General features: G+C 49.9%; 7 protein-coding genes and 1 pseudogene. 7 read left to right on the top strand and 1 reads right to left on the bottom strand.

All coding sequences use genetic code 11. The annotated features are described in order from the left end of the window. Positions 1–2: 2 nt before the first annotated feature. The 4 genes and pseudogenes from C4B57_10090 (at position 3) to C4B57_10075 (ending at position 2,695) form a co-directional block, all read left to right on the top strand. Complete coding sequence (locus C4B57_10090; GenBank protein PXF53164.1) at positions 3–395, top strand: hypothetical protein; 393 nt, start codon at positions 3–5, stop codon at positions 393–395. A 162-nt stretch (positions 396–557) separates the two neighbouring features. Beyond that, positions 558–881: a hypothetical protein gene (locus C4B57_10085; protein ID PXF53163.1), complete on the top strand. Its 324-nt coding sequence runs from the start codon at positions 558–560 to the stop codon at positions 879–881. Between the two features lie 167 nt (positions 882–1,048). After that, positions 1,049–1,138, top strand: a pseudogene (locus C4B57_10080) (TetR/AcrR family transcriptional regulator). Between the two features lie 477 nt (positions 1,139–1,615). After that, complete coding sequence (locus tag C4B57_10075) at positions 1,616–2,695, top strand: hypothetical protein (protein ID PXF53162.1); 1,080 nt, start codon at positions 1,616–1,618, stop codon at positions 2,693–2,695. A 174-nt stretch (positions 2,696–2,869) separates the two neighbouring features. Here the strand turns inward: C4B57_10075 and C4B57_10070 are convergent, their stop codons facing one another. After that, positions 2,870–4,321 (bottom strand): coniferyl-aldehyde dehydrogenase, encoded by a 1,452-nt coding sequence (locus tag C4B57_10070; GenBank protein PXF53183.1) that lies wholly within the window; start codon positions 4,319–4,321, stop codon positions 2,870–2,872. A 141-nt stretch (positions 4,322–4,462) separates the two neighbouring features. Between C4B57_10070 and C4B57_10065 the strand changes: the two genes are divergently transcribed. The 3 genes from C4B57_10065 (at position 4,463) to C4B57_10055 (ending at position 10,742) form a co-directional block, all read left to right on the top strand. Then, positions 4,463–5,050: a hypothetical protein gene (locus C4B57_10065; GenBank protein PXF53161.1), complete on the top strand. Its 588-nt coding sequence runs from the start codon at positions 4,463–4,465 to the stop codon at positions 5,048–5,050. A 219-nt stretch (positions 5,051–5,269) separates the two neighbouring features. Further along, positions 5,270–6,301, top strand: a complete 1,032-nt coding sequence (locus tag C4B57_10060; GenBank protein ID PXF53160.1) for a phosphohydrolase — start codon at positions 5,270–5,272, stop codon at positions 6,299–6,301. Continuing rightward, positions 6,264–10,742: a CoA activase gene (locus C4B57_10055; protein ID PXF53159.1), complete on the top strand. Its 4,479-nt coding sequence runs from the start codon at positions 6,264–6,266 to the stop codon at positions 10,740–10,742. The genes C4B57_10060 and C4B57_10055 overlap by 38 nt, the downstream gene beginning before the upstream one ends. Positions 10,743–11,074: the final 332 nt, after the last annotated feature.

The raw sequence follows: 11,074 nt of genomic DNA, 5'->3' as shown, positions 1-11,074 counted from the left end.
CTTTGAGGCTGGAGATAATAATGAACAATCGGCGACGAATTATCCTGATAATCCTGTTTCTTGTGTGTGCAAATGCGGGAAGCGCATTGGCGCAGGCGGCATCTGACAGCGCATCGGTCGAGTCGGCAACCTGGCGATTCGAGTTCGATAACGACTTCATATTCAATAAGGACAGCAAGATATCCAGTGGCTGGTCGTTGCAGAAACATTCAGCAGTCGCAGGGAGCTGGGAGACGCTGGAGCATGTTCCCGGGTTCGTCAGGCGCTGGGGAAAGGCCATTCCCACCCTGACAGAGGACGATCTGGTTTATCGGGCGGGGATCGCCATTGGCCAGGTTATTCAGACGCCTGATGATCTTTCGCGAAGTGACCTCATCCTGGGGGATCCACCTTAATGTATTGATATCCAGCGACGATGTGGATACGAGCAAAGCACCCGATGCAGAGGGACAAGAGCGTCTGGGCACCATCGATGTCGAGTGGCGGTTTTGAACAGACGGAATCAGAGTGTGATGTAAATTGGAGTGATTATTTATTAACGAAAAGGGATGCAAAAGATGCAGAGTTGGTTGATGTTGGTAGCAGCGATTGTCCTGGAGGTGGCTGGCACCACGTCCATGAAGCTTTCCGATGGGTTTACCCGACTCCTTCCATCGGTGCTGTTGGCGGTATTTTACCTCTTTTCACTCGCAGCACTCGCACTGGCACTGAAACGGATCGATGTAAGTATTGCCTATGCCATCTGGGCCGGCGTGGGGACGGTGCTGGTGGCGGTTGTGGGTATTCTTTGGTTTCAGGAGCCGGTGTCCTTATTGAAGGTGGGTTCAATCCTGTTGATTGTCGCGGGGGTGGTTGGCCTGCACCTGGGCGGGGCAGGATAGGGAACATATACCCTCGGCACTGGTTGCGGGATATACGCCATCCGATGAAGACGCTCGACCAATCCGGTGAGATTCTCCAGCAGATTCTTAGCGTATTCCTTGTGATTGCCTTTTTCTTTACGGTCCTCTGGCCGTAGCTTACGGATAAAGGCCATCGGAGATCAATCGTGTATTACAAGAAGCTACCCAGGCGGGAAAGAGAAAGACTCAGGCGTCGCAATGAGATGCTTGCTGCCGCGCTCAAGCTTTTTTTAGAGGGGTTTTGATTAAGGCAAGCGGAAGAAATTAAAATGCCGGAATTGCGCAGGATAGGGCTTTGCATTCAAGGCGCGCCAAGGGACGCATACTCGCGGTATGTAACCCTTGGCGCAATGTAGAAGACGGAGCCATAGACAAGCAAGGCCGGTGTTTTAATTTTTGCAGGTTGCCTAAAGGAGGTGATAGGACAAATTACACACAGACACGGACAGCACGGGGATCAGAAACAAATGACAAACCAAAACTAAAGACCCGTCTAGGTGGAGAGGAACAGAAACTGTCTGAAGATGTGCGCGAGGCCCTGGAAGGCGCCAGACAGATGGTAAAGCGGCGCATCTTACCGAAGAGACAGTGCACACCGCAGCCGATGAGGCCAGACAACTGTCAAAACGGGCACTGGATATAGCAAAGGGAGCAGTATCTGGGATGATCCGTGGTACAAAGGACGTCTTGAAAAAGGATAAGGAGAAAAAATAATGAAAAAGGCAATTTCAGCAACTCTTTTAGCATTCTGGCTGATCAGTGGTTTTACAGTGCAAGGAGTTTTATCGGCTGAGCAGACTGGCCAGACAAAAGACAGGGAAGCCACGGAAATGGAGTGGCAACAGGCCCTCAAGGCACAGGTCGCCCTGGCAAGGGCAAAAGTCAATCTTCTCAAGGCGCGTACCGAGCTTTGGCTGGAGAAGAACAGTGAGGCCGCTCTCCAGAGCCTCGAAGATGCCAAAACGAATCTACGCAAGGCATACGGGACGGCCGATACTGTTACAAGAAGGCGGATTGCCGATTTGCAAGAACAGATCAAGTCCGCGGAAACCGCCCTGCGTACAAAAAGCGACAAGGCCTACCCGGAATTGACCAATTTGGCTGACAAGAGCGAAAGCACTCTCAATGCAGCTATAGCAGAGACTCAGACCAAGGCGACCGCCCTCAAAAAGGAGACTTCCACCAGGATAGCCCTGGTTCAGGCCCGGGCCGCTGCCCTTAAGGCCAGGATTGCCCTTGAGATCGAACAGTCTCCGGAGAAAGCCATGCGGGCACTGGAAGAGGCTCAAGAATACCTGGCAGAGGCCAAGGCGAGTGCCTCGAAACGGACTGCTGAGGGTATTGCACAGCTTGAACTCGATGCACAAGCAGCCAAGCAGGCTGTCACCGAAGGCGTCGGTAAGGCCAAGGACAAAACCAATGCCCTGGTAGTACACACCGAAGAGCAGCTTCAGGCTTACGGCAAACAGGTGTCAGAAAGCGAGGAGGCAGTGCTGCTCAGAAAGCGCTACACCGAGCTTGAGGCCCGGGCCGCCCTGCTTAAGGCCCAATTGGCGGCCAGTGCAGAGGCGACCCTTGAACAGGCCCAATCCTATCTTGACGAGGCAAAGGCCTGGTATGCCCGGGCCCAGAGTCAGGCTAAAGAAACGGCCAGGCTGGAATTTCAGAAAATGCAAAAACGTATAGATGACACCAAAGACGCCCTGAAGGAAGGGGAAAAGCAGGCCGGTAAAAAGCTTTCCGATCTCCTTAAATCAGCGGCTGAGAGAGTGGAGGTCAAAGGAGAAGAGTAAGGATGTCTGAAACCCGGACGACCATACATCATTACCTGGTCGTCCGTGTTTAACCTGATGGAATGAATGCAAATCTTACAAAGATTTCCTGTGAACGCTCACAGTTCGGTAGGTTTCGGTAAAACGGGCGTTGTAATCCCGTCAACGGTTACTCTTTTTCAAACATCGGGTGACCTATCGCAGAAAAAGCTTGTAAATTAATCGATGGATAGGCCGGTTATAAGGTGGATAAATCATTTTTGAGCTGTTAAACCGCGGTTTGAACACCACGCCCCTGGGATTGGAAAAGGTGATAAAGCCTTCCCGGCCATGATAGCGCCCCATGCCGGACGCGCCCACCCCACCGAAAGGCAGATCATCCTGAGCCGCATGGATCAGGGTATCGTTGAATAGAACGCCGCCGGAATGGGTCTGGTCCAGGATGTAATCCCTGTGTTGTCGGGTATAACCGAAATAATAAAGTGCCAGGGGCCGGGGATGGGCATTGACATAGGCCACCGCATCGGCCAGCGCATCATACGGCATCACCGGTAAAATGGGGCCGAAAATTTCTTCCTGCATGACACTCATGTCTTCGGTGACATCACGCAATACATAGATCGGCATTTTCCGGGTATCGGCAAACGCCTCTCCGGCCGGGTTGATGACATCCACCCGGGCGCCTTTTGCTTTTGCATCCGCTATCAGTTGCTGCAGGCGCTCATGCCGGCGCGAATTGATAATCGATGTGTAATCGGCATTGGTTTCCATGGTCGGATACATGTTTGCCACACACCTTTGAAACGACGCCACAAACCGGTTCACGTGCGGCCGGGGGCAGAATACGTAATCCGGTGCAACGCACGTCTGTGCGGCATTAAAAGCCTTGCCGAAGGCGATCCGTTCGGCCGCCTCAGCCACCGGGGTGTCCGGGCCGATGATGGCCGGGGATTTGCCCCCCAGTTCCAGAGTGACCGGGGTCAGGTTTTCGGCCGCAGTCCGCATGACATGGCGGCCTACAGCGGTTGACCCGGTAAACAGCAGGTGATTCCATGGTTTTGCGGAAAATGCCGCCGCCAAGCCGGCACCTCCGGTAACAACTGCCACATGGTCCTGCTTGAACGTATCGGCGAGCATCTGCCGGACAATTTCGGCAGTTTTCGGGGTGTATTCGCTCATCTTGATCATGACCCGGTTGCCGGCGGCCAGGGCCGCGGTCAGCGGGCTGACTGTCAAATACAGCGGATAATTCCACGGCGCGATAATCCCCACCACCCCGAGCGGCTGATAGATGATCCGGGCCCGGCCCGGCTGGAACATCAGGGCCATGCGTCGCCGTTGGGGTTTCATCCAGCGGCGGATGCGTTTGGCCGCATACCGGATGCCTTCGACCGAGGGAAAAAACTCGCCAATCAGGGTTTCATCACGGGCCCGGCCGCTGAAATCTTCATCAATGGCCCGGACAATCCGGTCCTGATAGCGGATCATGGCGATTTTGAGCCGGTTTAAATGGGTAATTCGCTCTTGAGCATCCGGCATCGGTGCCTTATGAAAGGCCTCTTTCTGGGCCTGAAAAATCAGATCCATCTCGTCGATCAACGGGGCGACCGCGCGATTTTTTGTCACATGATGCGGTGATGCCGCCATAAACTCGGTCATGATGGTTCTCCTCATCGGCATTCAATTCGATAGTATACTCTTTCCCCCTTGACACTCCATCAGTTTTTCTTAAATTTTGAACTGAAAAACTATATTAGTTCAAAAAGTTATAACAAAGGTAAAAAAACCATGAAGCAGGAAAAGTTGGAGGCCGTATTAACAGCCGCAAAAAAGGTATTCGCCCGATACGGTCCCAGAAAGACAAGCCTTGATGAGATTGCTCGCATGGCAAGAGTGGCCAAGGGTACCATCTATAACTATTTCGGGAGCAAAGATCGGGTTTATCTGGAAGTTCTTAGCCGGGAAACAGATGAGCTTTTAAAAAAAATATCATTATCTGTGGGTAAGGAAATTTCACCGGAAGCGAAATTTGCTGCCTTTTTTCGCGCCAAATTCCAATATATGCGTCAGGCGATAAATATCCTTAACCTGGATCGGGAAGGAGTAGGGAAATATTTGCCTGCTGCCGAGAACATTCGAAACGATTTTTTTGAACGAGAGGTTAATATCATCGACTCAATTTTGAGGGAAGGTATAGAAAAAGGGGTATTCCGGTTAAACGATGCCTTCCTTTCCGCCAAATCCATTGGTTATGCATTGAGAGGGTTTGAACTTAACTGGCTGATTCAAGAGAGCGAAGAAGAAATTGAACATTATCTTACTGAATTATTGAACCTCCTTTTTTCCGGGCTGGTGGTTGAGAAAAGTGCCGGGTAAGCACCTAAACTACACGGATTAAAATTCACAAGATGGTAAGCGTTCACAGGACACCGCATCTGCTTTGTTGCCTGCCTGCCGGCAGGCAGGTCAGGCACTTGAAGTACAGGAAGTACGCCTGCGTACCCTCCGCCTCGCATCTGCAGCACCCTGTAAACGCTTACAGTCCGGTGGGTTGCGGCAAAACGGGCGTTGTAACCCCGTGAACGGTTATACAAGATGAAGCCTGATATTCTGAGCATAATTTTTTCTTTTTCCTTCTTTTCCATTCTTGGATGGATGCTTGAGGTCTCCTATCGTTCTGTGCGTGACAGGCGGTTCGTCAACCCCGGTCTCTTAAAGGGACCGTATCTCATCCTTTACGGCACGGGCGCCTTGATACTCATGGGAACGGTTTCCCTGTTGCGGGAATCCAATTTGGCCACTAAAGCACTCGCCTATTTTGTTATTACAACCGGACTTGAACTGAGTTCAGGACTTATTGCCCAATACTTTTTTCAGACCCGTCTTTGGGACTATTCGGATCAGCGGTTTAATTATAAAGGACATATCTGCCTTAAATTTTCTGTTTACTGGATATTACTGGCATTTGCTTTTGAATATCTCATATTGCCACCATATCAAGATATTCTCAACCGGCTTTCATCGGCTTTCAAAGGCCTCTTTGCGGGAATGACGGTTTCAATAATGTTGGTGGATTTCCTGACGGTTTCAATCAGGAGTTTTCTCAGTATGACGCCGGAAGAGAAAACCTTGACGGAGACACAATTCATAAACAAAGCAAGGCCGCTGCTTGAAGATCCAATGGTGAAAAAACTTTCACAGTGCAAACACCACAGGGATAAGACAAGGTTAGACCATGTAAAGGAGGTAGCTTACTTAAGCTTTCTCTGGGGTAAGCGGTTTTCCCTGGACTGTGAGGCGATTATCAGGGGCGCATTACTGCACGATTTTTTCTATTATGACTGGCTGCATGAAGGTCCAAGGCTGCACGCCTTCCGGCACCATAATATTGCCCTGAAAAACGCGCGTAAAATAACACATCTTTCCAAAAAAGAAGAGGATATTATCAAAAAACACATGTGGCCGCTCACCATTATCCCACCGCGTTACATGGAGTCCTTGATCGTTTCTCTTGTAGATACATTTTGTTCTGCAAGAGATTATGTGAGCGTGAAGAGACAAGGCAAAACCGCAAAGGCAGCCATCATCTATGTTCGTTCGGAATCAGGAGACAAAAAAAGTGGATAATGCCTATTTTGCTGGAATTGATATCGGCTCAACAACTGCCAAGGCAGTCGTATTAGATGAGAACGGCAAGGTTATTTTTTCTCGCTACCGGCGTCATCAGGCCAAAACAGTGGAAACCGCACGGGGTATCATGGAAGAGGCCGTTGGAGATTTGGGCGACGTGGTGCTTGATCTGGCGGTTACCGGATCTGCGGGGATGGGCGTGGCCGAAACCTTCGGGCTGCCATTTGTCCAGGAAGTAGTGGCCTCAGCTCACTTTATAGAGAAAACTTTTCCTGAAGTCAGAACTTTTATTGAAATCGGCGGAGAAGACTCCAAGATCGTATTTTTCGACGAACATTTTCGTCCCGACATCCGGATGAACGGCAGTTGTGCAGGGGGAACCGGCGCTTTCATCGATCAAATGGCCGTTCTTTTGGCTGTTAAGGTGGCGGAGCTAAACACGCTGGCCAAAAAATCAACGGACATTTACCCTATTGCCTCCCGCTGCGGCGTCTTTGCCAAGACCGATATACAGGCATTGTTTAGCCGCCATGTATCCAGGGAAGATATTGCTGCCTCCATATTTAATGCGGTTGCCCTGCAGGTAATCACCGCCCTGTCCAGGGGCCGGGATATTAAAGAAAAAATACTCTTCGGCGGCGGCCCGCTGACTTTCAACCCGGAGCTGCGCAAGGCCTTTGTGAATCTGCTTGGCATTGAGAATCCGGATGGCCTGATCATTCCGGAGCATCCGGAACTGCTTCCCGCCATGGGCGCGGCCATGGTCCGGAACGGAAACCCCTGCCAGGCCAAAATCAGTAACTTTTTATCAATACCGGCAAATGGCGCGGGCGGGCAAACAACGAGCGGCACCAAAAGGCTGCCGCCCCTGTTTACAAACAAAGCTGATTTTAATCTGTGGCAGGAACGGCATGCACAAAGTCGAGTCCCCAGAATTGATTTGGCTGCGGTAAACGGGAAAAATCTTTTTTTAGGGATCGATTCCGGGTCAACAACTACCAAGATTGTCCTGGTCGATGAGGATGGAAAGTTTGTACTTGGCTATTACGGCGCCAATAATGGTGATCCAATCCAGGCGGCAAAAAATGGGATGGCCGAGTTCAGGGGAAAATTCGCAACAGTCGGTTTTGGCCCTCGTATCGTGCGGACAGCCGCCACCGGTTATGGTGAATGCCTGATCAAAGCGGCTTTTGGCTTAAATGACGGCGTAGTTGAGACTATAGCGCACTACAGGGCAGCTCGACATCTTGAACCTGATGTCTCCTTTATTTTGGATATCGGCGGCCAGGACATGAAGGCAATCTATGTCCGGAATCACGCCGTGTCAGAAATCCAGGTCAATGAAGCTTGCTCATCGGGATGCGGTTCTTTTATTGAAACATTTGCCAACTCGTTGGGATACACTGTTCAGGAATTTGCCAAAATCGCCTGTGAAAAAAATTCACCTTTTGATCTGGGGACCCGATGTACTGTCTTCATGAATTCCAAGGTCAAACAGGCAATCGGGGAGGATGCGACGATCGCCGATATTTCAGCCGGACTGGCCTATTCGGTCATCAAAAATGCGCTGTACAAGGTGCTCAAATTAAAGAACACCGACGTCTTGGGAAACAAGATCGTTGCCCAGGGAGGGACATTCCGCAATCCTGCCGTGCTGCGCGCCTTAGAGCTTTTATTCAACAAAAAGGTTGTCAGACCGGATATTTCCGAATTGATGGGTGCCTATGGCACGGCCCTGACCGCCCTTTCAAATCATCGCAGCAGATCAGGTAAAGCAAGTTCTTTTACCACCTTTGAGGACATGGAAAGTGGAACTGACTTTTCCAAAAAGGAAATCCGTTGCAATGGTTGCGAGAACAGATGTAATGTCTTGCAGCTTACGTTCGCCAACAGAAACCGTTTTTATACAGGGAACCGTTGTGAGCGGCATTTCAGCAACAATCCCGACATAGAACACAAGGGGAAAAATCTGATCAATGAACAGATAAAGTTCTTATTTGACCAAAAGATGGAACCGGAAAAGGAGCCGGTTCTCACCTATGGCATCCCCCGCTGCATGAACATGTATGAAAACTTTCCGTTCTGGTGTGCTTTTTTGACCACTTGCGGGTTCAGGGTAGCTCTTTCCTCCCCTTCCGACTTCAAACTTTACGAAAAGGGTGCACCCACGGTCATGTCGGAAAACATCTGTTTTCCAGCCAAGCTTGCCCACGGTCACATTTTCGATCTTATTGAAAAAAAAGTGGACAGGATATTCTATCCCACAGTGGTTTATGAACAACAGGAACATGACGATGCCTTGAACAGTTTTAACTGTCCGGTCATTACCGGATATCCGGACCTGTTGAAAAGCGCCATTGATCCCGCGGGGAAGCATGGAATTCCACTTGATAATCCGGCCGTCAGCTTCAAAAGACTGAACCTGTTAAGGGATCAGCTTTATCTATTTTTTAAGCCGTTTGGAATAGATTACCGGACGGTGTCTCTGGGGGTGAAGAAAGGAGTGGACGCCCAAAAGGCTTACAAGGAAAAACTCAGGGCCGGTACAAAAGCCCTGATAACCGATGCCGAAAAAAAACGGCGGATCGTAGTTGTCCTTGCCGGACGGCCTTATCACATAGATCCACTTATCAACCACGGCATCCCAAACCTCCTGACCGAACTGGGGGTTGATGTTGTCAGCGAAAATTCCATTCCTTTAAAGGCCGATCAGGTATCCCTGGATGATGTCAATGTGCTGACCCAGTGGAGCTATACCAACAGGTTGTATGCTGCGGCCAAGTGGGTTAATCAAAATCGCAATGTCCAACTGGTGCACATAACCTCTTTCGGCTGCGGGCCGGATGCTATCGCTGCCGACGAGGTCAGGGAAATTATCCGGCACAGCGGAAAGGTTTACACTCTGATCAAGATTGATGAAATTGCCAACCTGGGCGCGATCAGGATCAGGCTGCGCTCCATGTTGGATGCGGTGAAAAAAAATGACAACAAACCACAGGCGACTGTGGCCGATCAAAAGAAAACAAACCGGATATTCATGGCCGAAGACCAAAAAAGGACCCTGATCGCACCATATTTTTCCCCTTTCTATTCACCACTCTTACCCGCTGCCTTCAGGCCTTTAGGCTTCCGTGTGGATGTGCTGCCGCCTCAGGACAAGACCTCAGTTGACTTGGGTCTTAAAACCGTTAACAATGACATGTGCTACCCCTCTATCCTGGTCGCCGGCGACATTATCAAGGCCTTTCAATCAGGCCGGTACGATCCTCAAAACACTGCGGTTATTCTGATTCAGACCGGCGGTCAATGTAGGGCATCCTCTTACGTATCTCTCGTCAAAAAAGGACTTGCCGCCGCCAATCTGAGTGATGTCCCGGTCATCGCCATATCCAATGAGGAAATCAATCCCCAACCGGGATTTGAAATCGATACAAAAAAATTGGTCAAACGTCTGGCCCTGGGAATTATTTTTGCTGATCCGTTGGCCAATATGTACCTGTCCACCGTGGTCAGGGAAAAGGTGCCTGGAAGGTCCAAGGCCCTGCATAGCGAATACCTCACCAAAATGGAGGCAGGCATCGAGAACGCCGATTACCGTTTTCTGCTTAATCTTCTCCAAGAGGCGGTTGAAGACTTCAACAGGATTGAAATCAACAACGGATCCATTCCCAGAATCGGAATCGTGGGCGAAATTTTCGTCAAATACAACTTTTTTGCCAATATGAATATCATCGAATGGCTTTCCGGCCAAGGGGTGGAAGTGGTCCTTCCTCCCTTACAGAGTTTTTTTGCCCAACGATTTATCAACGAAACATATGACCAGGAGGCGTTGTTTAAACGTTCTTTTGTCGACCGGATCAGATTCAGACTGCTGGAAATTTACTCAAATTACTACCTTGGTCATATTGAATCGTGTATGCAGGAATTTCGCTTTTACCGAAAATCTCACGACCTGAGAAAACTGGCTGAAATCACCGGCAAGGTGGTCGGCCTGGCCAACCAGTTCGGCGAGGGGTGGTTATTGACGGCCGAAATGATCGCCATATCCAATGAAGGGATCAGCAACATTGTCTGCCTGCAGCCGTTCGGTTGCATCTCCAATCACATTACGGGGAGGGGGATGGAGAAAAAACTCAAGGAAATGTTCCCTGATTTTAATTTGCTTTCGCTCGATATGGACGCGGGGGCAAGTGAGGTAAACATACTAAATCGACTGCATTTCATGGTTATGGGAGCACGAGAGCGGCTTGCCCGTGACGGGGAAGCGGTGATCGGGCCGGGAACAATCAGGCACTTTACCATCCCCAATATATTGCCGCGCGAACTATATGCTTTCAATAATTACGTATCATTGGACGTTGAAAAATGGAGGGCATGGGTGTCCGGCCTGGGGATGTGGGAAAAAGCGAGGAATATTAGGCGCAAAATCAGCTTGTAACCATCAATATCCTGTGCTGGGAGGAACTGTCAAAACGAGCCTCCGGGGCAGGCACGGGGGCTGCCCCTACGGGATATTGCCGGATGCATTGTGGCGGATTTTCCAGAGGTTCAAATCGTTTTGCACATTCCACAAATATCTCGGATATATCACAATGCGTGGAACCATCCCCAAATTTCTATTTTCGTAACATTTTAGCTCTTTGACAGGAGTTTAACCGTTAACCCTATTTGATCCCCATAAAAGTTCGCAATAACAACCAATTACTTCCCGACTTCTTGTAAGACCCCTTTTTTGATTTTATAGCCGAAGGCCTTCAGAATTTGTGCTTG

Source organism: Deltaproteobacteria bacterium (assembly GCA_003194485.1).
In the GTDB taxonomy this organism is placed as follows: Bacteria; Desulfobacterota; Dissulfuribacteria; order Dissulfuribacterales; family UBA3076; genus UBA3076.
This window is presented reverse-complemented; position numbering and strand designations above follow the sequence as displayed.

What these genes read in the sequence shown, in the direction of transcription:
- C4B57_10060 (PXF53160.1), top strand. Translation starts at nt 5,270, where the DNA reads ATGAAGCCTGATATTCTGAGCATAATTTTTTCTTTTTCCTTCTTTTCC.
- C4B57_10085 (PXF53163.1), top strand. Translation starts at nt 558, where the DNA reads ATGCAGAGTTGGTTGATGTTGGTAGCAGCGATTGTCCTGGAGGTGGCT.
- C4B57_10065 (PXF53161.1), top strand. Translation starts at nt 4,463, where the DNA reads ATGAAGCAGGAAAAGTTGGAGGCCGTATTAACAGCCGCAAAAAAGGTA.
- C4B57_10070 (PXF53183.1), bottom strand. Translation starts at nt 4,321, where the DNA reads ATGGCGGCATCACCGCATCATGTGACAAAAAATCGCGCGGTCGCCCCG.
- C4B57_10075 (PXF53162.1), top strand. Translation starts at nt 1,616, where the DNA reads ATGAAAAAGGCAATTTCAGCAACTCTTTTAGCATTCTGGCTGATCAGT.
- C4B57_10055 (PXF53159.1), top strand. Translation starts at nt 6,264, where the DNA reads ATGTTCGTTCGGAATCAGGAGACAAAAAAAGTGGATAATGCCTATTTT.